This is a genomic window from Kitasatospora sp. NPDC051170, assembly GCF_044455705.1.
In the GTDB taxonomy this organism is placed as follows: domain Bacteria; phylum Actinomycetota; class Actinomycetes; order Streptomycetales; family Streptomycetaceae; genus Kitasatospora.
This window is the reverse complement of sequence record NZ_JBITFA010000001.1, coordinates 528,928-550,745: the sequence shown is the minus strand read 5'-3', so window position 1 is coordinate 550,745 and position 21,818 is coordinate 528,928. Positions and strand designations below refer to the sequence as shown.

At 72.4% G+C, this 21,818-nt stretch carries 25 protein-coding genes; 16 read left to right on the top strand and 9 right to left on the bottom strand.

Translation table 11 applies throughout. From position 1 onward, the window contains the following. Positions 1-47: 47 nt before the first annotated feature. The 3 genes from ACIBCA_RS02520 to ACIBCA_RS02510 form a co-directional block, all read right to left on the bottom strand. The gene (locus tag ACIBCA_RS02520) at positions 48-1,253 is read right to left on the bottom strand and encodes a sensor histidine kinase (protein WP_396280930.1); all 1,206 of its coding nucleotides are present in this window, start codon (positions 1,251-1,253) and stop codon (positions 48-50) included. Between the two features lie 140 nt (positions 1,254-1,393). Beyond that, positions 1,394-2,056 carry a response regulator gene (locus ACIBCA_RS02515; RefSeq protein ID WP_396280929.1) on the bottom strand — a complete coding sequence of 221 codons (663 nt, stop codon included), beginning with the start codon at positions 2,054-2,056 and terminating at the stop codon, positions 1,394-1,396. A 151-nt stretch (positions 2,057-2,207) separates the two neighbouring features. Further along, positions 2,208-2,561 carry a VOC family protein gene (locus ACIBCA_RS02510; protein WP_396280928.1) on the bottom strand — a complete coding sequence of 118 codons (354 nt, stop codon included), beginning with the start codon at positions 2,559-2,561 and terminating at the stop codon, positions 2,208-2,210. 685 nt (positions 2,562-3,246) lie between these two features. Between ACIBCA_RS02510 and cseB the strand changes: the two genes are divergently transcribed. From cseB to ACIBCA_RS02490, 4 genes are all read left to right on the top strand, one after another. Continuing rightward, positions 3,247-3,987, top strand: a complete 741-nt coding sequence (gene cseB / locus ACIBCA_RS02505; RefSeq protein ID WP_396280927.1) for a two-component system response regulator CseB — start codon at positions 3,247-3,249, stop codon at positions 3,985-3,987. A 4-nt stretch (positions 3,988-3,991) separates the two neighbouring features. After that, positions 3,992-5,224 carry an ATP-binding protein gene (locus tag ACIBCA_RS02500; RefSeq protein ID WP_396280926.1) on the top strand — a complete coding sequence of 411 codons (1,233 nt, stop codon included), beginning with the start codon at positions 3,992-3,994 and terminating at the stop codon, positions 5,222-5,224. A gap of 126 nt (positions 5,225-5,350) precedes the next feature. Further along, positions 5,351-6,127, top strand: a complete 777-nt coding sequence (locus ACIBCA_RS02495; RefSeq protein WP_396280925.1) for an ABC transporter ATP-binding protein — start codon at positions 5,351-5,353, stop codon at positions 6,125-6,127. Between the two features lie 47 nt (positions 6,128-6,174). Then, entirely contained in the window at positions 6,175-8,676 is a 2,502-nt protein-coding gene (locus ACIBCA_RS02490; protein ID WP_396280924.1) for an ABC transporter permease, read from the top strand. Positions 8,677-8,728: 52 nt separating this feature from the next. Here the strand turns inward: ACIBCA_RS02490 and ACIBCA_RS02485 are convergent, their stop codons facing one another. Beyond that, complete coding sequence (locus ACIBCA_RS02485) at positions 8,729-10,084, bottom strand: lipase family protein (protein ID WP_396280923.1); 1,356 nt, start codon at positions 10,082-10,084, stop codon at positions 8,729-8,731. Positions 10,085-10,321: 237 nt separating this feature from the next. On the opposite strand from ACIBCA_RS02485, the gene ACIBCA_RS02480 reads away from it, so the two are divergent. The 3 genes from ACIBCA_RS02480 to ACIBCA_RS02470 are packed head-to-tail and all read left to right on the top strand — an operon-like array spanning position 10,322 to position 12,935. Continuing rightward, positions 10,322-10,804: a hypothetical protein gene (locus ACIBCA_RS02480; protein ID WP_396280922.1), complete on the top strand. Its 483-nt coding sequence runs from the start codon at positions 10,322-10,324 to the stop codon at positions 10,802-10,804. Between the two features lie 5 nt (positions 10,805-10,809). After that, on the top strand, positions 10,810-12,441 hold the full coding sequence (locus tag ACIBCA_RS02475; RefSeq protein ID WP_396280921.1) for an alpha/beta hydrolase: 1,632 nt from the start codon (positions 10,810-10,812) through the stop codon (positions 12,439-12,441). Next, positions 12,438-12,935 (top strand): hypothetical protein, encoded by a 498-nt coding sequence (locus ACIBCA_RS02470; protein WP_396280920.1) that lies wholly within the window; start codon positions 12,438-12,440, stop codon positions 12,933-12,935. Before ACIBCA_RS02475 ends, ACIBCA_RS02470 begins: the two co-directional genes overlap by 4 nt. 133 nt (positions 12,936-13,068) lie before the next feature. Here the strand turns inward: ACIBCA_RS02470 and ACIBCA_RS02465 are convergent, their stop codons facing one another. Next, entirely contained in the window at positions 13,069-13,272 is a 204-nt protein-coding gene (locus ACIBCA_RS02465) for a cold-shock protein (protein ID WP_045694210.1), read from the bottom strand. Positions 13,273-13,773: 501 nt separating this feature from the next. Here ACIBCA_RS02465 and ACIBCA_RS02460 point away from each other — a divergent pair. Beyond that, the gene (locus ACIBCA_RS02460) at positions 13,774-13,995 is read left to right on the top strand and encodes a hypothetical protein (RefSeq protein ID WP_396280919.1); all 222 of its coding nucleotides are present in this window, start codon (positions 13,774-13,776) and stop codon (positions 13,993-13,995) included. Positions 13,996-14,089: 94 nt separating this feature from the next. Continuing rightward, positions 14,090-14,485 (top strand): hypothetical protein, encoded by a 396-nt coding sequence (locus ACIBCA_RS02455; RefSeq protein WP_396280918.1) that lies wholly within the window; start codon positions 14,090-14,092, stop codon positions 14,483-14,485. Positions 14,486-14,656: 171 nt separating this feature from the next. Here ACIBCA_RS02455 and ACIBCA_RS02450 read toward each other — a convergent pair whose 3' ends face one another. Together ACIBCA_RS02450 and ACIBCA_RS02445 are read right to left on the bottom strand one after the other, a co-directional pair. Next, complete coding sequence (locus ACIBCA_RS02450) at positions 14,657-14,830, bottom strand: CsbD family protein (RefSeq protein WP_396280917.1); 174 nt, start codon at positions 14,828-14,830, stop codon at positions 14,657-14,659. 239 nt (positions 14,831-15,069) lie between these two features. Further along, a complete protein-coding gene (locus ACIBCA_RS02445; protein ID WP_396280916.1) occupies positions 15,070-15,615 on the bottom strand; it encodes a hemerythrin domain-containing protein in 546 nt (181 codons plus the stop codon). A 480-nt stretch (positions 15,616-16,095) separates the two neighbouring features. Between ACIBCA_RS02445 and ACIBCA_RS02440 the strand changes: the two genes are divergently transcribed. Then, the gene (locus ACIBCA_RS02440; protein WP_396280915.1) at positions 16,096-16,752 is read left to right on the top strand and encodes a hypothetical protein; all 657 of its coding nucleotides are present in this window, start codon (positions 16,096-16,098) and stop codon (positions 16,750-16,752) included. Positions 16,753-16,935: 183 nt separating this feature from the next. Here ACIBCA_RS02440 and ACIBCA_RS02435 read toward each other — a convergent pair whose 3' ends face one another. Continuing rightward, a complete protein-coding gene (locus ACIBCA_RS02435; RefSeq protein WP_396280914.1) occupies positions 16,936-17,088 on the bottom strand; it encodes a hypothetical protein in 153 nt (50 codons plus the stop codon). Between the two features lie 117 nt (positions 17,089-17,205). Between ACIBCA_RS02435 and ACIBCA_RS02430 the strand changes: the two genes are divergently transcribed. Continuing rightward, complete coding sequence (locus ACIBCA_RS02430; RefSeq protein WP_396280913.1) at positions 17,206-19,071, top strand: PxKF domain-containing protein; 1,866 nt, start codon at positions 17,206-17,208, stop codon at positions 19,069-19,071. 258 nt (positions 19,072-19,329) lie between these two features. Here the strand turns inward: ACIBCA_RS02430 and rpmG are convergent, their stop codons facing one another. Further along, entirely contained in the window at positions 19,330-19,494 is a 165-nt protein-coding gene (gene rpmG, locus ACIBCA_RS02425; RefSeq protein WP_350741047.1) for a 50S ribosomal protein L33, read from the bottom strand. Positions 19,495-19,640: 146 nt separating this feature from the next. Between rpmG and rpmB the strand changes: the two genes are divergently transcribed. Genes rpmB through rpmF form a run of 5 tightly spaced genes read left to right on the top strand, consistent with a single transcriptional unit; the run spans position 19,641 to position 21,794 of the window. Further along, positions 19,641-19,877: a 50S ribosomal protein L28 gene (rpmB, locus tag ACIBCA_RS02420; protein ID WP_396280912.1), complete on the top strand. Its 237-nt coding sequence runs from the start codon at positions 19,641-19,643 to the stop codon at positions 19,875-19,877. After that, on the top strand, positions 19,877-20,182 hold the full coding sequence (rpsN, locus tag ACIBCA_RS02415) for a 30S ribosomal protein S14 (protein ID WP_396280911.1): 306 nt from the start codon (positions 19,877-19,879) through the stop codon (positions 20,180-20,182). The genes rpmB and rpsN overlap by 1 nt, the downstream gene beginning before the upstream one ends. Before the next feature lie 5 nt (positions 20,183-20,187). Then, a complete protein-coding gene (locus ACIBCA_RS02410) occupies positions 20,188-21,351 on the top strand; it encodes a CobW family GTP-binding protein (protein WP_396280910.1) in 1,164 nt (387 codons plus the stop codon). A gap of 19 nt (positions 21,352-21,370) precedes the next feature. After that, complete coding sequence (gene rpsR / locus ACIBCA_RS02405) at positions 21,371-21,613, top strand: 30S ribosomal protein S18 (RefSeq protein WP_396280909.1); 243 nt, start codon at positions 21,371-21,373, stop codon at positions 21,611-21,613. Between the two features lie 16 nt (positions 21,614-21,629). Beyond that, positions 21,630-21,794, top strand: a complete 165-nt coding sequence (rpmF, locus tag ACIBCA_RS02400) for a 50S ribosomal protein L32 (protein WP_396280908.1) — start codon at positions 21,630-21,632, stop codon at positions 21,792-21,794. Positions 21,795-21,818: the final 24 nt, after the last annotated feature.

Here is a 21,818-nt window from a genome sequence, read left to right as displayed (position 1 = left end):
CGCCCGGGTTTCGGGCCTGACGCGCTGACCCGGTCAGGCCCGCCCTGTCAGACCCTGTCCGTCTTGTCCGTCAGGTCGGGACGCAGCGGCAGCACGCCGCGGACGCGCCAGCCCCCGGCGTGCGGGCCGGCCGTCAGGTCGCCGCCGAGGGCGGTGATCCGCTCGGTCAGGCCGGCCAGGCCGGTGCCGCCGCCATCGGGACGGCGGGCCGCGAGGCCGCCGGAGCCGCCCTGGCGTCCGCTGTCGGTGACGGTCACTCGAAGGGCGGGGCCGGGGGTACGGACCACCTCCACCTCCAGCCGGTCGGTGCTCGGGGCGTGCCGCCGGACGTTGGTCAGTGCCTCCAGGACGACCCGGTACGTCGCGTCCTCGATCTCGCGCGGCGCCGTACCGGCCAGGCCCGGTTCCAGGTCGAGGGCGCCGCCGATGACGCCCGAGGCCAGGAAGCGGTCGACCAGCTCCGGCAGGTCGGCGAGGCTGCGGACCCTGGTCGGCGGCGGTTCGGCGGCGGCCGACGTCTCCGGGTCGCGCAGGGTCCGCAGGGTGTGGTCCATCGAGTCCAGCGCCCGCAGGCCGGCCGCCTCCAGCCTGCTCAGCAGTTCCCCGACCTGCTCCTCGTCGTACGCCTCGACCTGGGCCGCCTGCACCTCCAGCAGGATGCCGGTCACCTCGTGGGCGACGAAGTCGTGGAGGTCCCTCGCCACTTCGAGCCGCTGTTCCCGCCGGGCCCGCTGGACCGCGCGGGCCCGGCGGTCGTCGTTCGCCCGCAGGTAGAGCCCGACGCCCACGGCGCCGGCCGCCGGGAACATCGCCATCGCGACGGCGACCACGGAAGGCGCGAGCACCGCATGGGGCAGCCGGAGGGTGAAGCGCAGGGGGAGCGCCAGCAGTGTCAGGGTCAGCGCCGAGCCGACCACCGCCGCGCGGCGGACGTCCGCCCGCCGGATCACCCGCCCGACCAGCACCAGCACGGACGCGAACTCGAAGGGGAGCCACGGCAGTACGAGCCCCTGCCGACCGGCGTAGCCGATGTCGACCGCGATCGAGAACGCCGCGACCAGGCCGGCCGCCAGGACCGGGGAGGCCGGGCCCAGCGGCCGGCGCAGTATCGCGACCGTCATCGCCAGGACGGCGACAAGGGCCACGAGCCACACACTCGGTGGGGCGATCGCCGCCGGAGCCGCGACCAGGATCGTCGCCGTCGCGCACACCGTGCGGCGGCGACGCGAGTCAGGCATCAGTTCGGTCTGCACGGGGCCGAGCCTACGCACGGCGCAGAACCGGTACGCCCTCGGGCAGATGACCACCGATCAGGCATCTGCCGTTCGGTAGATCCTCGGACCTGTCCGCACGACGGCCGGTCGGCACCCACGCCACGGGCCGAAGGAATCCCTCACTCGGCCAATCGACCGGTCGCAAATCCCATCTCGAAGGCGCGCACGGCGATTCCGACCCGGTTCCTGACGCCCAACTTGCGCTGAATGCTGGCCACATGGGTCTTCACCGTGCCCGCCGAGATGAACAGTTCCCCGGCGATGTCGGCGTTGGTCATCCCCTCGGCCACCTTTCCGGCGATCTCCGTCTCCCGGTCGGTGAGCGGCTCGACCAGGGCCGGGCCGCCCGGCCGGGCGCCGGTGACGTGCTTGAGCAACCGGACCGTGACGGACGGACTGATCAGGCTGTCGCCCGCGACCGCGGCCCGGACCGCCTCGACCAGCAGCGCCGGGCCCGAGCGCTTGAGCAGGAATCCGGAGGCGCCGTGGCGCAGCGCCGGGTACACGTACTCGTCGAGGTCGAAGGTGGTGACGACGACCACCTTGATCGGGTTCGCCGCCGCCGGGCCGGCGATGAGGCGGACCACCTCCAGGCCGTCCATGCGCGGCATCCGGATGTCCACCAGCGCCACGTCGGGCCGGAGCCGGCGCGCCGCTTCCACGGCGGCGACGCCGTCCGCGGCTTCGCCGACCACCTCCATGTCCGGCTGATTCTCGAGGATCCGCCGCATGCCGCGGCGGACCATCTCCTGGTCGTCCGCGAGCAGTAGCCGAATGGTCACAGCCGGGAATTCTGTCATACGGGCTGACCGGGGCGATCCGGTCCCGCCGTGTGCCGGACCGGGTCGAGCAGCCTCTCATGACGGTGCTCGACCCGGCCCGGCGCAGAAGCCGCCGCAGTGCGCCGCGGTGTCGCGATGCCCTGGCCCCCGCTCAGCTCCTGGGAGCACTCAGGACGCAGAACTCGTTGCCCTCCGGGTCGAGGAGGGTCACCCAGTGCTGCCCGTCCTGCACGGCGTCGACGCGCCGGGCACCGAGGGAGAGCAGCCGGGCGACCTCCGCCTCCTGGTCGTCGGGGCGGAAGTCGGGGTGGAGCCGGTTCTTCGACGTCTTGCCCTCCGGGACGGTCACGAAGAGCAGTCCCGGCATCCGGTCCGGCTCAGGCCGGATCTCTATGATCTCCTCGGTTTCGTCGACCACAACCCAGCCGAGAGCCTCGGCCCACCAGTGCCCGAGCGCGATCGGGTCGGCGGAGTCGACCATGATTTGTTCCCATTCCAGTGCCATGGGCCTGAGCATAGGCAGACCAGTGGCCCTCCCCGCAAAGCCGCCACCGGCAAGGACGGCGCTGACGACCAACCTCGTTGCCCCCGTCCGCGCCGGCCGAACTTCGGTCGGCACACCTGGGCCGGCGGGCGGCGGGCCGCGCCACATCCGGGGCCACACCTGCCGGACCAGCACGTCCATCTCGCGGTCGTGCCAGGCGGTGTGGGCGTAGTCGGCGTCCGCCTGGGTCTTGCCCACCCGGCCGGCCCCGCCTTGCTCTCGTGTCCGCAGAGCTTCCCCCAGAGAATGTGAGGATTTGACGAGGCGTTCGCGGGTGTCGTTTCGCCTGCGACCTTCCTTGGCGTCAACTCATGCTTCGCAGAGAGGACTTGGAGCGTGGAGTGGGATGGGGGCGGTGAGGTCGGGGCGAGGGTGACCTGCCGCCCGGGGGAGACGGGGGAGGTCGGTACGGTCACGACGTCGATCTGGCACTGGCCGGCCGGGCAGGCCGAGGCTGTTCGATGTCGCCTCGGCCTGCCCGGCCACCAGGTGGAGAGGCTCCATGGAGGCGATCGTCTCCGTTCGGGTTTCGGGCGTGGTTGTTGTGCCCGGTGTGTGCCGTATCGTTCCTTGCGGTTCGCCGGCGCCGTGAGCAGGCGGGGCCGCGCCGCGTCGCACCTGAACGTCCGAGAGGGGCTGTCCGTCCGTGTCCTCGTCCAACCCGGTGGCTTCGTCTCCGGTTCGCGTGCTGTTGGTGGAGGACGACGAGCTGATGCGGCGGTCCTTCGCGGTCGCGTTGGAGCGCTACGGGTACGAGGTGAGGGTCGCGGCGGACGGGCTCTCCGGGCTGGAGCTGTTCCGTGACGAGGAAGACGAGGAATTCGACCTGCTGATCCTGGACGTGATGCTGCCCGGCCTGGACGGGATCGGCCTGTGCCGCCGGGTGCGGGAGACCAGCCTGGTGCCGGTGCTGATGATGTCGGCGCGGGGTGACGGGCTCGACGTCGTCGCGGGTCTGGAGGCCGGGGCGGACGACTACGTGGTCAAACCGGTGGACACCTTCGTGCTCGTGGCGCGCATCCGTTCGCTGCTGCGGCGGGCGGCCTACGCGCCTGCCCGCGCATCCGGGCCGGCGGGGGGCGGGGAGCAGCCCGCGCAGGGGGAGGTCCTGGCCTTCGGAGACCTGGTGATCGATACGGCCGCGCTGGAGGTGTCCGTCTCCGGGAGCCAGGTGGCGCTGACCCCGACCGAGTTGAAGCTGCTGCTGGAGTTCGCCGCCAGTCCCGGGATCGTGCTGGAGCGGCACACCCTCCTGCGCAACGTCTGGGACTACGGCTGGGACGGCGACAGCCGGGTCGTGGACCTGTGCGTGCAGCGGCTGCGCCGCAAGCTCGGGCGGGAGCGGATCGAGACGGTCCGCGGCTTCGGCTACAAGCTCAGGCGCTGAGGCGATGCGATCGCTGCACCGGCTGCGGCCGGCCCGCGCGTCCCTGCGCTGGAAGATCGCGGCGCTGGCCGCAGCCACCGCCTGCCTGGTCGCGGTGGCGGTCGGCGTGCTGGTGCACCTGTGGACGGACCAGGACATCCGGAACCGGGCCCACGCGCGGGCCTTCAACTCCGTGTACTCGGCCATGGAGACGTACCGCCGTACCGGCACGCTGGCGGACGGGGCGATGCTCGACCCGGCCGGCCTGCCCGCCGTCCTGCGCGATCCGGCCGACGGCGACCGGCACGTGGTTGTGGCCGGGCCGATGGTCTGGGCGGCGCAGCGGACCGGCGGTCCGGGGAGTCCGGTGCTCGCGTTCGAGGTCAACATGGGTCCGGAGCTCTCCGGCCTGCCCCGGCTGGACGCGGCGATGGCGGTGGCCTCGCTGGTCGCGCTCGCGGTGGCCACGCCGCTGGCGGTCTACGCGGCCGGGCTGCTGGCGCGGCGGCTGCGGCTGGTCTCCGAGACCGCGCGGAGGATCTCCGCCGGGGACCTGGACGCCCGTACCGGGCCGACCAAGGGCCAGGACGAAGTTGCCGACATCGCCGCGACGGTCGACCTGATGGCCGACAGCCTGAGCCGGCGCCTGCAGACCGAACGGCGGTTCACCGCCGACGTGGCCCACGAACTGCGCACGCCCGTCGGTGGTCTCCTGGCCGCCGTCGACCTGCTGCCGCCCGGTGAGACGGAGGACCTGCTCCGCGACCGGGTACGTGATCTGCGGGCCCTGGTCGAGGACCTGCTGGAGATCTCCCGCCTCGACGCCGGGGCCGAGGAGGCGGTCCGCGCCCGGGTGCCGCTCGGCGCCGTGGTGGCCGAGGCGGTGGCGCGGACCGGTCTCGACACCGAGGTCGCCGAGGTGGAAATCTCCGCCGGGCAGGTGGTGGAGACCGATCCGCGCCGCCTCGAACGGATCGTCGGCAACCTGGTCGTCAACGCCCACCGGCACGGGGGCGCCCCGGTGGAGGTTTCCGTCGAGGGCCGCACGGTCGTCGTACGCGACCACGGCCCCGGCTTCCCCACCGAGGTGCTGCGGCACGGCCCGCGCCGCTTCCAGACCGGCACGGCGGAGCGCGGTTCGGGCCACGGACTGGGCCTGACCATCGCCCTCGGGCAGGCTCAACTGCTCGGAGCAGAGCTGCAGTTGGCCAACGCTGCTGACGGCGGCGCGGTCGCCACCCTGCGCCTGCCGGTCTGACCCGCGGCCCCGCTGCTGCACAACCGATACACGGCGGCGCGTCCGCCGATACACGACGGCCCAGGGCTGGATACAGAGGCACGGCAGTCTTCGAGGTGCACGCTTCCGCACCCGAAGAGGAGACCCGTGACCGTCGCCCCCCAGTTCCCCCACCAGCCCCGCACGACGCCCGGCATCGCGGCCGCCACCGCCGACCTGACCAAGGTCTACGGCAGCGGCGACACCCGGGTCACCGCACTGGACCAGGTCAGCGTCGGCTTCCGAGAGGGCGAGTTCACCGCGATCATGGGCCCCTCCGGCTGCGGCAAGTCCACCCTCCTGCACTGCGCCGCCGGGCTCGACACCCCCACCTCCGGCTCCGTACGCGTCGGCACCACCGAACTGAACGGCCTGGGCGACCGGCAGCTCACCCAGCTGCGCCGGGACCGGATCGGCTTCATCTTCCAGGCGTTCAACCTGCTGCCCACGCTGACCGCGTCGGAGAACATCACGCTGCCGCTCGCCCTGGCCGGACGCAAGCCCGACCAGCAGTGGCTGGACCGGGTGGTCGCCATGGTCGGCCTCTCCGAGCGCCTGGGACACCGGCCCGCCGAGCTGTCCGGCGGGCAGCAGCAGCGCGTCGCCGTCGCCCGCGCCCTGGCCTCCCGGCCCGCGATCGTCTTCGGCGACGAGCCCACCGGCAACCTCGACTCCCGCGCCGGGGCCGAGGTCCTCGGCTTTCTGCGCGACAGCGTACGGGAGTTGGGGCAGACGGTCGTCATGGTCACCCACGACCCGGTCGCGGCCGGGTACGCCGACCGGGTGGTCTTCCTCGCCGACGGCCGCCTCGTCGACGAGATGGCGCACCCCACCCCGGACCGGGTGCTCGACGCCATGCCGCGGCTGAACGGAGGAGGGCGGTAGAACCCGCCCCGACCGGCCATCGTCCCATCCGTTCCTGAAAGTTGACCATGCTGAGCACAGCCCTGCGCAACGTCCTGGCGCACAAGGCCCGGCTGCTGATGACCGTCCTCGCCGTCTGTCTGGGGGTCGCGTTCGTCTCCGGCGCCCTCGTCTTCGCGGACTCCACGGCAGCGGCCTACCGGGCGGCCGCGACACGGGACTTCGCCGACACCGCCGTCCGCGTCACCGCGAGCCGACCGGACACGCTCACCGACGCGCTCGCGCGGAAACTCGCCGACGTCCCCGGTGTCGCCGGGGCCAGGCCCTCCGCCGACGGCTCCACCACCGTGAACGCGGCCGACGGCACCCCGCTGCGCGTCCACCCGGGCTCCAACCTGGGCGCCGCCTACCTTCCCGGCAAGGACGGCAAGGATCCCCGCCACCCGCTCGCGGACGGCCGCGCCCCGACCGGCAGCGACGAGATCGCCGTGGACCGAGGCACCGCCGCCGCAGGCCACTTCCGCCTCGGCGACACCATCACCCTGGCCACCGACGGCCCGGCCATGACCAAGCGCCTGGTCGGCATCGTCACCACCGGGGACACCCGGGTGAGCGCCGCCGGCACCCTGGTCCTGTTCGACCGGGCCACCGCCCAGCAGCTGTTCGCCGCTCCCGGCCACTACACCGGGATCGACCTCGCCGCCGCGCCCGGTGCCGGCCAGTACGCGCTGGCGCAGCAGGTCACCGCGGTGCTCCCGGCCGGGGCCGAGGCGACCACCGGCCAGGCGCTGGCCGACCAGCAGGCGGTCTACGTCGGGACACTGACCCGTGGGTACGCGAAGCTGCCGCTGGTGTTCGCCGCCGTCGCCCTGTTCATCGGCTCGTTCCTGATCATCAACACCTTCACCATGCTCGTCGCCCGGCGCACCCGGGAGATCGCGCTGCTGCGGGCGATCGGCGCGACGCGCCGTCAGGTGGTGCGCTCGCTCCTCACCGAAGCCCTGCTGGTCGGCCTCGCCGCCTCGGCGGCCGGGTTCGTCGCGGGCCTCGGCATCGCGAAGGCGCTGCCGGGTCTGCTGAGCAGTGACCTGCCCACCGGCGCGCTCGTGATCGGCCCCCGCCCGGTCGCGGCGGCCCTGCTCGTCGGGGTCGGCGTCACCGTGCTCGCCGCCTGGCTGCCCGCCCGCAGGGCCGCGAGGATCGCCCCGATCGAAGCCCTGCGCGCTGAGGCGCAGCAGACCGAGCGCTCCCGGCTGCGCCCGATCGCCGGAGCGGCCCTGCTCGCGCTCGGCGCCGGCCAGCTGACCTACCTCGCCGCCACCGCGAAGGACGCGGCCCAGGACAATCTCAACACCGGGGTGCTCGGCTGCGGCCTCCTCGTCGTCGGCCTGATCGCGGTCGCCCCCGTGCTCGTCTCCCCGGTGCTCCGGCTGGTCGGCCGTTGCACCCGCCGCTCCGGCATCGTCGGCCGGCTCGCCCGGCAGAACGCGCTGCGTGACCCGCGCCGAACCGCCGCGACCGCCGCCACCCTGTTGATCAGCACCGCGATGGTCACCGGTCTCGCCGTCATCGGCGACTCCACCGGCCGGACCCTCGCCGACCAGGCCGCGGCCGGGCTCGGCGCCGACTACGTGATCAGCACCAACGCCACCATGAGCGGCATCGATCCGGTGGCCGTGCAGCGGGTGGCCCACACCCCCGGCGTGCGGACCGCCAGCGCCGTCGCCGACTCCACCCTGGTCATCGGCGGCAGCGTCCGGACCGTCTCCGGCATCGACCCCGACACCGTCCACGACGTCTTGAAGCTCGACTTCCTCAGCGGCTCCACCGAGGACCTCGGGCCCGGCAGGATCGCGCTGTCCGCCGGCGTCGCCAAGGGCACCGGTCTGACCACGGGCAGCCGGGTCAACGCCCGTGTCGGACGCGCGCAGGGCCTCACCGAGTACACCGTCGTCGGCGTCTACCAGGACAACCCCGCCGCCCACGACGTCCTCGCCTCGCGGGGCGAGGTCCAGCAGAAGAGCCACCTGCCGGGCTCCGTCCAGCGGATCCTGGTGCGCGCGGACGGCACGGGCGAGCACGACCTGCGCACCGCCGTGGGCAGCAACCCCCTGCTCAAGGTGCAGGACCGCGCCGATCTCGTGCACGAGGCCGCCGGTACGGTGAGCAACCTGCTCACCCTGATGTACGGGCTGCTCGGCCTCGGCGCCGTCATCTCCGCGCTCGGCATCGTGAACACCATGGCCATGTCGGTCACCGAGCGCACCCGCGAGATCGGCGTCCTGCGCGCCATCGGCATGGACCGGGCCGGCATCCGCCGGACGATCCGCCTGGAAGCGCTGACCGTCGCCGCGTTCGGCACCCTCCTGGGCCTGGCCGGCGGCCTGTTCAGCGCGTGGGCCCTCAGCGCGCTGGCCAACGGCGCGATCAAGCAGTACACCCTGACCGTGCCCTGGGGGACACTGCTCCTCGTCTGCCTGACCTCCCTCGCCATCGGCGTCGCCGCCGCGGCCGTCCCGGCCCGGAGGGCCGCCGCGCTGAGCCCGTTGGAAGCCGTTGCGGACGCCTGACACCTGACGCCCGCCCGGGGCCCGGCCGGCTCGGGCCGGGCCCCGGTACAGGTCAGTGGGCCGGGGTGGGCTGTTCCGGGGTGAGGGAGTTGCCGGGCGGGATGTGGCCGCAGTCGGAGGGGGCGGGGTGGCCGGCGAAGCGGTCGTTCAGCCAGGTGAGGGCCTGCGGGGCCCAGACGACGGGGACGGCGAAGTGGCTGAGGGCGTCGTACTGCTGGTACGCGACCGGGCCGGCGCCGGTCGCGCAGTACTGCCGGGCGAGCGCCCGGACGTCTCCGGCGACCATCACGCCGTCGCCCGTGCCGATGCCTGACGGGTTGTTGAAGGTGCCCTCCAGGATGCCGCCGGCGCCCTGGGCGATCTGGCCGGGCACGGTCGGGGTCGGGGCCGAGCCGAGGTTGTTGCGGTTGACCGCCGTGACGAAGTCCGCGATGGAGTCGGGGTCGGCGTACTGGGGCTTGGCCATCGCCTTCCAGGTCAGTCCGGGGTAGTGGCCCAGGACGTCGACGATCGAGGCGTGCTCCAACTGCCGGTAGACCGAGCGGCCGTAGTCGTTGAGGTAGGGCTGGAGGTCGATGCCGAAGGAGCGCGAGACGCCGATCAGTGCCATCGGGGTGATCCCGCTCCACACCAGCGAGCCGTCCACGTACCTGAGGTTGTGCGCCGGGTCCACCAGCAGCCCGCCCTCGGTGTAGCCGACGAGTCTGGCGTTCACCTCGGGTGCGTAGCCCGGCGCGAGCGCGGCCGCCCAGGAGGTGGCGACGGCGCCGCCGGAGTAACCCATCAGTCCGAAGCGGGTGTTGGAGTCCAGGCCGGTCGCCGGGGAGGCGGTCGCGGCCCGGATCGAGTCCAGGGTGTTGGTCCCGTACTCCGGCCCGGCCGCGAAGTCGGCGTTCTGGTCCTCGGTGTCCGGGATCACCACGCTGTAGCCCTGGGCGAGCAGCGGCACCAGGAAGAGCGCCTCGGCGTTCGGGATCACCCCGCCGAGGGTGAGGTCACCGGCCACCGCCCGGGAGGGGCTGTCCGCCGGGTCGAGCGAGTCGTAGAAGGACTGGTAGGAAACGGCCCTGCCGCTGTCCCCGGTCAGGCTGCGCACCACGGTGGTGACGTTGGCCGCCGGGCGGCCCTGTACGTCGGTGGTGCGGTAGAGAATCTGGATCGCCGTCACCGGGGTGGGCAGACCCAGGACGTGGTACGGCAGGGTCCGGGTCTTGAGCACGGTGCCCGGCGCGAGCGAGGCCAGCGGCGTGCCGCCGTCGTAGGTGGAGAACGGGTCGCTCGCGGCGGCGGCGGGTCTCGCCGAGGAGCGCACGGCCGCCGAGGCCGAGCCGGCCGTGACGGCCGTCGCGGTGGCGGCCAGGGCGGCGGTGACGGCGGCGGCGAGCAGCCTGGACGTACACGTGCGCATGAGTCCCCCAAGGTTCGCGGATTCCTGACGATCCGTCGCAGGACGTGTGTTACCAACTGGTAGGTGGCGTCCCGGAGAACATCATGACAGCGACCCGACAAGCTGTCCCCGGGTCGGACGCCACAAATTCTCGGGGCGCTTTCCAGCTCGGCATCTGAGCTACGTCGCGCCCTCGACCGCCCCGGATGCTGGGACTGGCCTGGATCTCGCAGGGTGATCCAAGGTCACCTGGCGTATGTGGCACGTATGCTGACGGTTGAGGACAGTAGTTCGAATACAGGGGGAGCCGTGCCGAGTCCGTATTCCCGTTCCGGGTACACCGTCAATCCGTCCGTACTGGACAGCTGCGGGCAGGCGGCCCGGCACCTGGGTGGCCTGATACCCCCCGAGACGGCGAAGATCACCGAGCCGAGCGACAACGCGGCGTCGGGGTTGAAGGGCTGGCTCACCGGGCCGGCGATCCACAGCTGCGCCGCGAACTGGAAGACGCTGCTCGACAAGCTCGCCGGGGACATGGGCACGACGGGCACCAAGCTCTCGACCGCTGCCGCCACCTACCGCCGCACCGAGCAGAACGTGTCCACGTCCCTGACCGGCGACCCCGCAACCGGCCCTGGTCCCGGCTCCGTTGTGAAGGATCCGTTCAACACGGTCCTGACTACCGACCTTTCCCCGGCTGCTGAGGCCCGCCGAGCCGCGGCGGCCGGAAAGGACCGGTGACGGCCGTGGACATCGCCACCCTCAAGAACGCCAATCTCAACAACATCACCACCGCGAAGACCGCCTACGACACCCTCATCACCGCCTTCGGACAGCACAGCGAGTCCTGGCAGCACGACGTCGCCAACCGGCTCGGCCTCTACGTGTGGAACGGGGTCGGAGCCGAAGGCGCCGCAGCCGAGATCACCACGATCACCACCAAGCTCGAGAACGCCAAGAAGGAGCTCTCCTTCATCAGCCGCGCCCTCGCCGACGCGGCCGAAGGCTTCGCCGCCGCCCAGTCCCACCTGATCAGCGCTCTGGACGACGCCGCGGCGAAGAAGTTCACGGTCGCCGCGGACGGAACCATCAGCTGGGACAAGGAGCCCACCTCCGCGAACTACGCCGGCGACAAGGCCGAGGAGACCGCCAAGGAGCTCAGCAGGCGGATCACCGCCGCCCTCAACGAGGCCGCCCACGCCGACGCGGAGATCGAGAAACGGCTCGGCCACCTCTCCCAGAACGGGAGCAACGGCACCGGACTGGACTCGGCCACCGTCACCAAGGACGGGAACGACGTCGCGGCCCTCGACAAGGCACCCGCCCCCGGAACCGACCCGAACACCGTCAAGACCTGGTGGAACAGCCTCACCGAAGCCCAGCAGCAGCGCTACATCCTCAACCACCCCGACCAGGTCGGCAACCTCGACGGCATCCCCGTCGTCGCCCGCGACCAGGCCAACCGGATCAACCTGGAGCGCAGCAAGCACGACCTCCGGCTCCAGCTCGACCACCTGGGCCCCGAGCCCAAGCCGCTCCTCGGGTCCGTCAAGGGCGAGCCGGTCTCCAACCCGGAGTACGAGGAGTGGCACCGCAAGAAGAAGGACCTCGAGGAGAAGCTCGCCTCGATCGGCACCATCGAGAGCCGGCTCAACGGCGACAAGCTGAAATCCCGCGACGGCGTGCCCGCCTACCTCATGGGCTTCGACACCAACGGCAAGGGCCGCGCCCTCATCTCCGTCAACAACCCCGACACCGCCGACAACGTCGTCACCTTCGTCCCCGGCACCACCTCCCGGTTCGCCACGGCCGGCGGCGACGTGGACAAGGCGGACGAGATGGTGAAGGCCGCCAGGGCCGCGGACGGGGGCAAGACCACCGCCGCCATCGCCTGGGTCGGTTACGACGCGCCCCAGAGCCTGCCCGAAGCCGTGGCGGACTCGTACGCCGAGAACGCCGAGAAGGACCTGGCCCGCTTCCAGAACGGGCTGCGCACGACCCACGAGGGCGGCCCCTCGCACAACACCATCATGGGCCACAGCTACGGGACCGTCGCCGTCGGATTCACCATGCGCGACCACAAACTGCCCGTCGACGACGTGATCCTGGTCGGCAGCCCCGGCGTCGGCGTCGACCACGCCAGGGACCTCAACATCGATCCGTCCCACGTCTACGTCGCCCGGGGCAGCGAGGACACCCTGATGCACTACGCACCGGCCACCAGCCTGCTCTTCGGGCTCGACCCCATGGACACCGGCTTCGGCGCCCACCACCTCCAGGCCGGGGACAGCGACCACAGCCACTACTGGGTTCCGAGGAAGGTCGCGGTGCAGGAATTCGGCAAGGTCATCGCCGGAACCCCCGGGGCCCTGAAGTGACGCGGCCCCGCCCCGGCGTCCTGCGGACCGCCGTCCCGCTGCTGGCCCTGCTCGTCGCCGCCTGCGGGCATCCGGACGACAGGCCGACCATCACCCACGACGAGGCGAAGCGGCGCACCGAGTCGTACTTCACCGACACCCTCGCCGCCCTGCCCAAGCCCGTCACCGTCGTCCCGGACCGGGACTCCGACGCGTCGTGCTTCAAGAACGACGCCCCCTCGGAATACGACGGCCGGACCGAAGCCGTCACGTCCCGCTACCTTCGCGACGTCCCGGCCGACCACCGCACCGCGCTCCTCGACGCCTTCCGGGAGCACCTCCTCCAGGCCGGCTTCACCGTCACCAGCAGCGACTCCCGCAGCATCCTCATGCACAACCCGAAGGACGACTTCGACGGCAGCATCGACGCCGGCGGCGACTGGAACACCACCCTGACCATGGGATTCGTCTCCCCCTGCGTATGGCCCGACGGCACCAAGCCACCCTCGAAGTGAACCACCGGGCCCGGCCTGGGCAGGAGAGCCGCTCACCTGCCCAGGGCCGGGATGCCCGAAACGCCGAGGGGCCCGCACCGCGCGTGTGCGCGGTGCGGGCCCCTCGCTGCTTGGCGGGTGCCGTGGCAGAAAACTACAGCGGGCGAATGTTCTCCGCCTGCGGGCCCTTCTGGCCCTGCGTGACGTCGAACTCGACCTTCTGGCCCTCGAGCAGCTCACGGAAGCCGTTGGCGTTGATGTTCGAGTAGTGGGCGAAGACGTCGGGGCCGCCACCCTCCTGCTCGATGAAGCCGAAGCCCTTTTCCGAGTTGAACCACTTCACAGTGCCATTAGCCATAAAAAATCTCCTTCAAGGGCTGTCCGAAGCCCGCACAGCGCGGACTTCGAGTCGCCGCGATGAGCACCCACCCGGGAAAATCCGGGTAAAGAAAAATGCGCCCGCGAAACATCAGCAGGCGCACACAAAATTCATGGGAACCACTACTGCAACTACGGCAAGAGTAGCAGGCCGCGGCCCGTCGTGGCGGGATGTTTCCGCTCGGATTCTCGGGACCCCACCCTGGAGCTGCCGGACCAGTGCCGACGGACCCGTCAACGTGCTTGGAGCGAGCGCCGGTTGACCGAGTGGATCAGTCTCCGGGCCGACCGCCCCTACCGCGAGGATCGCGGGTGCGGCGTGTCCGCCCTCACGGCGGCAGCCGGCCTGGGGATGGATCACGCCTGTCGGCGCCGTCGAGGGGGCGGACCGGACGCGCGCACGCGTCGCTGCAAGATCCCCGGAAATCGATGGCGCCGAGAAAGCCCGACCCCGCGCCTCCGGGGCGCATACTGGCGAGCAATGACGAAATACGGAGCAGTCCCCCGCCATCTGCCCACCAGCCCCTTCAAGGCCCGGGCCGAGGCCCCGCCCAAGCACTTCGCCGTCGGCGACCGGGTCACTCATGACGCGTACGGCCTCGGCCGGGTCATCGGTGTCGAAGGCGACATCGCCGTGCTCGTCGACTTCGGTTCACGGCAGGTACGCATCACTCAGCCCTTCACCGCGATGTTCACACTCTGACCCCGGGCGTCGCCCCGTACCGCGCGGCGTCCGGCCGGGTCGCGGGCCGGGGCGTCCGTGCGGGCGGCTTGCGGCGGGCACTATCCTCTGGTTCATGTCGAACCCTGATGGGCTGCTCGTCGACATCGCCGCAATGGTGGAGTCCGAGCGCAGCAACCAGATGCCTTTGACCGTGGTCGTCCCGGGGGCGGTCATCACCGGCCGCCTGGCGCCGGAAAGCCTGTGGAACGAACGGGTGGCCGAAGTCCTCGCCGCCTCCGAACACTTGAAGCCCTTCGCCGTACTGTTCACGGCGCCCGGCACCGGCGACGACGCCGGTGACGCCGGCGACGTGGCGCCGCCTGTCGCGCGACCGACGCATCTGCATCTGCACGTCGCCCGCATCCTGCAGGGCAGCTACGGTCTGCCCCACACCGGGGGCATGTACCGGATCGCCATCGCCGACGTGAGCAGCTGGACGGTGGGGGACCTCAGCTACTCCGACCAGTGACGCCCCTGACCGGATCGGCCGTTCGCCGGGTGGCGGGGCCGGACCCTCGGACGATCGGCCCGGTCGATCTCGGTCAGGGGGGTTCGTGCGGCACCGGCTGCTCCTGCCGGGCCGGGTCGTGGGCCCCGGATGCCCCCGTCACGTCACCGGGACGGGCGGGGGCCGGCCGGGTCAGTCCTTTCCGGCGTCCTTGACCTTCTCGGCGGCCTGCTTCAGGTCGCTCCCCATCTGCTCGGCGCGGCCCTTGGCCTCGACGACCCGGTCGCCGGTGGCCTTGCCCACGGCCTCCTTGGCCTTGCCGTGTGCCTTCTGCGCCAGGTTGCGCGCCTTGTCCTCGGTACCCATCGGTTCACTCCTCGTCTCGTCGGCGGTCGGTTCCGTCCAGGCCGCGTGTGCCCGCAGGCGCGCGGTTCACACCGGGCCGTCCGCCGTTTCGGCGCGTGTCGGCAGTGCGGGGACGTGAGGACCGGGCCCGGTGCGGCCGGGCGCGGCGCGGGGCACCCGCCGGGCGGTGAGCAGGCTCGTCGCGAGTGACCCGTACGGTCCTGGGCGGCGACGTGTGCGCCGGGGGCCTGCCGAATCGCTCACGGAGAGCCCCTGCGCTGCGACGAGGTGTCGTGGCCCGTGAGGTGGTCCCGAACGGCGGCGATGGCCCCGGTGCCGGGCGGAAGACCCCACACGGGGGAGGCCGGCGGTTCGGGGCGCCCCGCGTGCAGGCGGCGCTCGCACCGGCGCAGCTCCTCCGGCGCGGCACGGGCCCGAAGCGCCGGGAACAGCCGCTGCTCCTCCCCGTGCAGGTGGGCTCGCAGCACGATGAGCAGCGCGGCGGTGGCACGCCGCCCCGTGGGGGACGTCTGGGCCTCCAGGGCCTGTTCGAGCAGCCGGCGGATCGTCGCGTGGGTGTGGGCCCCGACGTCCGCGAGCGGGCCACCGGCCGACAGGTGCCGCCGGACCAGCGGATACAGGTGCTCCTCCTCGGCGGCGAGGTGGGGGATCAGGAGGCGCTGGAGGCAGCCGAGGAGCCGCAGGTCCTCGAGGGGAGGCCCACCTGCATCCAGCCGTCCGAGCACCGCCTCGATGGCCCGGTGCTCGGCGTACAGCCTGGTGGGGAAGTTCTCCGCTCCGACCATGACCTCTCCGTTCGGCGGCGTGGCGGTCCGGCCGACGCGCTTACCCCCGATCGGCGGTGTCATTCCCGCGGGACGGCGGACGCGTTTGCCCCTGGGACGAGCGGGACCCCCGTCGCTACGAGGTGCGTTACGAGCACGACCGCGTCGACCCGCAGGTCGACGGACGGGCGGCGGCGGCCCTGCGCGGCGACGGCGAGGCCGCTCACGCAGCCGGCCGACTCCGCGCTGTGTGCGACCCCGCATCGACGACGGGACGGGCCGTCCACGGCGGCGTACCGGGCTGATGGGGTCCTGCTGGAAGCGCGCTTCGTCGTCGGGAGACAGCGGTAGCGCGGCACGGAGCCACCCCCGCAGGAAACGACCAGGACCGGCCCCGGGTAGGGGAGCCGTTCGCCTGCCCAGGGCCGGGAAGTCCGAAAGCCGGGTGCTGCACCGGATCTGCGTGCCAGGATCGGAACGGTCACGTTGAGGGAGGGCGCTGTGGCGCTGAGTCAGGACGAGTGGGCGATGCTGGAAGCCGCCGCTGCCGGGGGCAGCGACCGGCCGACCGGGGAGCTGCCCTTGGAGCGTCGGGTCGCCGCGAACGCGAACGCCCGGCGGCTCGTGAAGGCGGGTCTGTGCGAGGCTGCCGGCCCCGAGTCGCTCGACGCCCTCGCCGCCGACGGCTCCCGGCCGGCGTGGGCGCTGCGCGCGACCACGCTGGGGCGGGACCTCCTGCACTACCGGGCGCTGCGGGACCGCCCGAGGACGAAGCCCGCCCCGCCCGTGACCGACGATGAGTACGACACCGTGATCAGCGTTCGCAGCATAGACCTGCCCGTCCTGCGCGCGGTCTGCGCGGGCGCGGAGGCCGGCGCCCTGCCCGGCGTGGACGCGCCCGCACTGGGCGCCGCGATCGCCCGAGCACGCCGGGCGGACGGTTCCACCCGATACCGCATGAACGTCACGACAGCCGAGCTCACGGCAGTCCTGCGAGTGATGTACATGGAGATGATGCGCGGCGGCGGTGCCGCGGGCTACAACCACCTCCTGCGCTCCACGCCCCTGAGCGACACGTACCGCCCCGACCCACTGGAGCGCCCGGAGGACGCCGTCGCTCGGGCCCGCATTGCCGCGGCCGCCGTGAGGAACCGCTGAACAGGCCCTCGACCTGGTTGGGGAGCGGCCGCCGCGGAGGACCTCGTGGTCCCTCTAGTGCCGCGTCAGGCAACCTTTGCCCTCCTCAGCCTCCGGCCGGGAGGTGCCCCCAGGGAGCGGCGTCCGGTGTGTTCTCTCGTCGTACCAGCGCAGGTTCCCCTCCTGACTGACGATTGCGGCGCGTCAGGCAGCGGTGTTGATACCGAGGGGGAGGTCGTACTCGTCGTGCCAGTCGACGGCCAGGCGGGTCAGCAGCCACAAGGCGTCGAGCCGGGCGCCGGGCGGGCCGGCGACGGCGATCCGGGCGAGGTGACAGAGGCGGTCAGGTTCGATCAATATGCGCCTCTCCATGGCCAAAAAGCGGAAAGTGATACTCCATCAAGGGCGATGTGAATAGTGTGAGTTGAACCGGAACGAATGCTTCCGGTCAGTTCCCTCCGAGAGGTGGACCTCATGCGACTGGCCCTTGGCCGGCGACCCGCGCCCGAAGGACGCCCGCGCCTCCTGCGGCGCGGCGTGGCGGCGACGCTGACGACCGCGATCCTCGGCACCGTCGGCGCGGTGCTGCCGGCCGTGTCCGCGCACGCGGCCGACTCCGCATCCGTGCTCTACGCCCCCTCCGGTTACGCAGGCGTCCTCGCCGTCGACCCGGCCAGCGGGGCGACGGTCTCCACCCTCGCGAGCGGTGGGGCGTCTCCGTACGTGGCGGTCACCCCGGACGGCTCCCAGGTGTGGACCGGCACCGGCACCTACACGGTCTCGGTGGTCGACACCGCCACCAACACCGTCACCGGGACCATCGACCTCGGCACCTACCACTCGCCGACGGCGATCGCCTTCTCACCCGACGGCAAGTACGCCTACGTCGACTACTACGAGGGCGGGGTGGCGGTCATCGACACGGCCACCCGGGCGATCACCGCCACCGTCCCGACCGGTGACCAGGCGGCGCAGATCGCGGTCTCCCCGGACGGCCACCAGGTCTACGTCCCCAGCCCCGCCCGCAGTGCGGTGACGGTGATCGACACCGCCACCAACACCGTCGCCGCCACCATCCCGGTCCCGGGTGCGTTCGGGGCGGCGTTCAGCCCGGACGGCTCGCGCGCGTACGTCAGCAACAGCCGGAACCGGAACCTCGAGGTGGTCGACACCGCCACCGCCACGGTCATCTCGACCGTCACGGTCGGCTGGCTCCCGCAGGGCGTGGCCGTCTCGCCGGACGGCGGCCACGTCTACGTCGGCAGCGCCCTGGGCACGACGTCCGTGGTCGACACCACGACCAACACCATGGTCGCCAGCATTCCGACGGGCGGCTGGTCGACCGCCGTCCTGGCCAACCCCGACGGCAGGCACGTCTACGTCTCCAGCCTGACCACCGACACCGTGTCGATCATCGACACCGCGACGCTCACCATCACCTCCAGCTTCCCCGTCGGCCAGAGCGTCTACCAGCTGGGGATGGCGCCCCCGCCGCCCACCGGTACCGGCCTCGCCCCCGACCACGGTCCGGCCGCGGGCGGCGCCACCGTCACCCTGACGGGCAGCCACCTGTACGGCACCATCGGCGTCTCCTTCGGCGGCACCCCGGCGAGCAGCTTCACCGTCGTCAACGACACCACCGTCACCGCGACCGCCCCGGCGCACGCCGCCGGCGCCGTCAGCGTCTCCCTGACGGCCCGGGGCCGCACCGTGACCGCCGGGACGTACACCTACCAGGCCCCGGCGCCGGTCGTCACGGGCCTCGCCCCCGCCCAGGGCCCGCTGGCGGGCGGTACCACGGTGACCGTCACCGGCGGCAACTTCACCGGCGCCACCGCCGTCAGCTTCGGTGGCACCCCGGCGGCGGCCTTCACCGTCGACAGCGACACGCAGATCACCGCGACCGCCCCCGCCGCGAGCGCCGTCGGCGCGGTCGGCGTCACCGTCACCACCCCGGCCGGGACCAGCGGCGCCGCCCAGTACGGCTACGTCTATGCGTTCAGCGGCTTCCGGGCGCCGGTCGCCAACCCGCCGGCGGTCAACGCGATCAACGCCGGGCGCGCCGTCCCGATCGTCTTCGGTCTCGGCGGCGACCGCGGCCTCGGTGTGCTCGCCGCCGGCCAGCCCACCGTGCAGCAGACCGACTGCACCACGGGTGCGGCCATCGGCGCCCCCGTCCCGGCCCAGAACTCCGGCGGCAGCACCCTGCAGTACGACGCGGCGAGCGGCAGCTACACGTACGTCTGGAAGACCGACAAGGGCTGGAGCGGCACCTGCCGGACCTTCACCCTCGGCCTGAACGACGGCACCACCCACAGCGCGCTGTTCCAGCTCCGCTGACCCGGGCCCGACGCCAGGAGGCCGCCACCGCAACGCCGGTGGCGGCCTCCGCGTTTTCTCTTACGGGGTTCCCCTGAGTCGGGCCGGGGGAAGACCCGGCGTCATGACTCAGGACCCGACGGGCCCGGCCCTCGCCAACGCCCCGTTGATCGACGGTACTTCGGCCCCAGCTGTCCCCGGCGCGACCGTCGTCGTCACCGGCAGCGAGATCACCGCCCTGGGCGTCGGCGTGCTTGTCCCGGAGGTGACCCGGAGCGGTCAGCGTTCCTCGCGGAAGTCGACGTGCCGTCGGGCGACGGGGTCGTACTTGCGCAGGACCAGCCGGTCGGGGTCGTTGCGGCGGTTCTTGCGGGTCACGTACGTGTAGCCGGTGCCAGCGGTGGAGCGAAGTTTGATGATCGGGCGCAGTTCGTTGCGGGCCACGGCGGGCCTCCTTGTCGGTTGGGGGTGGGGGCGACATTAGCAAATGAAATCCATTTTCATCTAGGCTACTGTGGGCAGGCCGCCCGGGCCACCGAGCCCGGGGCGGGCCACTGCCATGTCCCCGTACTCGCCCACCGGAGTAGCCCATGTCCGCCCACTGCCAACTGACCGGCCGCAGGCCGGGGTTCGGGAACGCGATCTCGCACTCGCACCGCCGCAGCAGCCGCCGCTTCGACCCCAACATCCAGCGCAAGCGCTACTGGCTGCCCAGCGAGGGCCGGTACGTGCGGCTCTCGCTCAGTGCCAAGGGCTTGAAGACCGTGGACGTGATCGGCATCGAGGCCGCCGTCGCCCGCATCCGTGCCCGGGGGGAGAAGGTCTGATGGCCAAGCAGAGCAAGATCGCCAAGAACGACCAGCGGCGCGCGATCGTCGCCCGGTACGCCGAGCGCCGCGCCGAGCTCAAGCGGATCATCGCCCACCCGGGCACGGCACCCGCCGAGCGCGCCGCCGCCCAGGCCGAGCTCGCCCGCCAGCCCCGCGATGCCAGCGCCACCCGGGTCCGTAACCGCGACGCCGTCGACGGACGGCCGCGCGGATACCAGCGGGCCTTCGGGCTCTCCCGGATCAACCTGCGCGGTATGGCCCACGCCGGACAGCTGCCCGGTGTGCGGAAGTCGAGTTGGTGAGCGCGATGCCCGCACACGTCAGGCTTCCGGTCGTCGTGGTGGCCGGGCTGCACCGCGCCGAACGCCGCCGCGCCGTCCAGGAGTTGCTGGACGGAGGTGTCGACGGCATCGTCCTCCACCACGACCTGCGCGACGCCTCGCGCCGTACCGTCCACCGTGAACTGCGCGACGCCGGCGGCACGATCGCCGCGACGGACGTCCCGCTGATCAACGACTGCCCCTGCTGCGCCCTGCGCGAGGACCTGCTGCCCGAGCTGCGCCGGATCGCGGAGGCCGGGCAGCACGGGCTGGCCGTCGTCGAGCTGTGGGGCGGCAGCGACCCGCACCCCGCCGTCGAGGTGATCGCCGCCGGGGAGGTGGACGGCCGTCCGCTGGAGGAGTTCGTCGAACTGGCGGGCGTGGTGGTGGCCGTCGACCCGGACCGGCTGCTCGGCGAACTCTCCGTCTCCGACGGCCTCGCCGAGCATGGCGAGCACACCGCCCCGGAGGACTCCCGCAGCCGCGCGGAGGCCCTCGCCCACCAGATCGAGTACGCCACCACGATCGCCGTAGCCCGGGGCGGGGAGACGGGCCTCGCGATGCTGCGCCAGCTCCACCCCACGGCCCGGCGCGTGCTGCTGGGCACCGGAGAGCTGCTGCGGGCGGCCCTGGGCGGCTTCGACGTCGCGGCCGCCCGGGACCGGGTCAACCCCGCCCTCGCGCTGCTGCCGCAGCAGGCCGACGAGGCGGGCGTGGCCACCCTGGTGTGGGAGCGTCGCCGCCCGCTGCACCCGGGCCGGCTGTACGAGGCGCTGGAGCTGCTCGTCCCGGCGGCGCAGCGCAGCCGCGGACGGTTCTGGCTGGCCAACCGGCCCGAGCTGATGCTGGCCTGGGACGCGGCCGGGGCCGATCTGGCCGTCGAGGAGTGCGGCCCCTGGCTGGCCGGACTGCCCGACGCCGCCTGGGAGTTCTACCCGCCCTCCCGCAGGGCGGCCGCCGCCCTCGACTGGCACCCCGTGCACGGCGACCGTGTCCAGCAACTCGCCTTCACCGCCGAGGGGTTGGACGTCGACGGGATCACCGACCTGCTCGACTCCTGCCTGCTCACCGACGCCGAACTGGCGGCGGGGGAGGCGGGCTGGAAGACCCTGCCGGACGCGTTCGAGGACCTGCTCGAACCCGTCTCCTGATCAGAGAGAACAAACTGACATGGCCAAGCGCCCCGCCGGCGGCCGTCCGGCCCGTCCGCGCCCGAACCCCCTTTTCGAGGCGGGCATCACCTACGTCGACTACAAGGACACGGACCTGCTGCGCAGGTTCGTCTCCGACCGCGGCAAGATCCGCAGCCGCCGGGTCACCCGGCTGACCGTCCAGCAGCAGCGGGCCGTGGCCCGCTCGGTCAAGAACGCCCGTGAAATGGCCCTGCTTCCCTACTCCTCGACCACCCGATAGCCGATAGGAGCCCGACATGGCCGTCCCCAAGCGGAAGACCTCCCGCAGCAACACCCGGCACCGCCGTGCCCAGTGGAAGGCGAGCGCGCCGCAGCTCGTCCCGATCACCGTCGAGGGGCGCGAGCACCTCGTCCCGCGCAACCTGGTCCGGGCGTACGAGCGGGGGCTGCTGAAGGGGTGAACGCGGGAAGGAGCCGCGGCGCGT

Coding starts and splice junctions, on each gene's coding strand:
- ACIBCA_RS02510 (WP_396280928.1), bottom strand. CDS start 2,561: ATGGCACTGGAATGGGAACAAATCATGGTCGACTCCGCCGACCCGATC.
- ACIBCA_RS02500 (WP_396280926.1), top strand. CDS start 3,992: ATGCGATCGCTGCACCGGCTGCGGCCGGCCCGCGCGTCCCTGCGCTGG.
- ACIBCA_RS02490 (WP_396280924.1), top strand. CDS start 6,175: ATGCTGAGCACAGCCCTGCGCAACGTCCTGGCGCACAAGGCCCGGCTG.
- ACIBCA_RS02485 (WP_396280923.1), bottom strand. CDS start 10,084: ATGCGCACGTGTACGTCCAGGCTGCTCGCCGCCGCCGTCACCGCCGCC.
- ACIBCA_RS02465 (WP_045694210.1), bottom strand. CDS start 13,272: ATGGCTAATGGCACTGTGAAGTGGTTCAACTCGGAAAAGGGCTTCGGC.
- ACIBCA_RS02460 (WP_396280919.1), top strand. CDS start 13,774: ATGACGAAATACGGAGCAGTCCCCCGCCATCTGCCCACCAGCCCCTTC.
- ACIBCA_RS02455 (WP_396280918.1), top strand. CDS start 14,090: ATGTCGAACCCTGATGGGCTGCTCGTCGACATCGCCGCAATGGTGGAG.
- ACIBCA_RS02450 (WP_396280917.1), bottom strand. CDS start 14,830: ATGGGTACCGAGGACAAGGCGCGCAACCTGGCGCAGAAGGCACACGGC.
- ACIBCA_RS02445 (WP_396280916.1), bottom strand. CDS start 15,615: ATGGTCGGAGCGGAGAACTTCCCCACCAGGCTGTACGCCGAGCACCGG.
- ACIBCA_RS02430 (WP_396280913.1), top strand. CDS start 17,206: ATGCGACTGGCCCTTGGCCGGCGACCCGCGCCCGAAGGACGCCCGCGC.
- rpmB (WP_396280912.1), top strand. CDS start 19,641: ATGTCCGCCCACTGCCAACTGACCGGCCGCAGGCCGGGGTTCGGGAAC.
- rpsN (WP_396280911.1), top strand. CDS start 19,877: ATGGCCAAGCAGAGCAAGATCGCCAAGAACGACCAGCGGCGCGCGATC.
- ACIBCA_RS02410 (WP_396280910.1), top strand. CDS start 20,188: ATGCCCGCACACGTCAGGCTTCCGGTCGTCGTGGTGGCCGGGCTGCAC.
- rpsR (WP_396280909.1), top strand. CDS start 21,371: ATGGCCAAGCGCCCCGCCGGCGGCCGTCCGGCCCGTCCGCGCCCGAAC.
- rpmF (WP_396280908.1), top strand. CDS start 21,630: ATGGCCGTCCCCAAGCGGAAGACCTCCCGCAGCAACACCCGGCACCGC.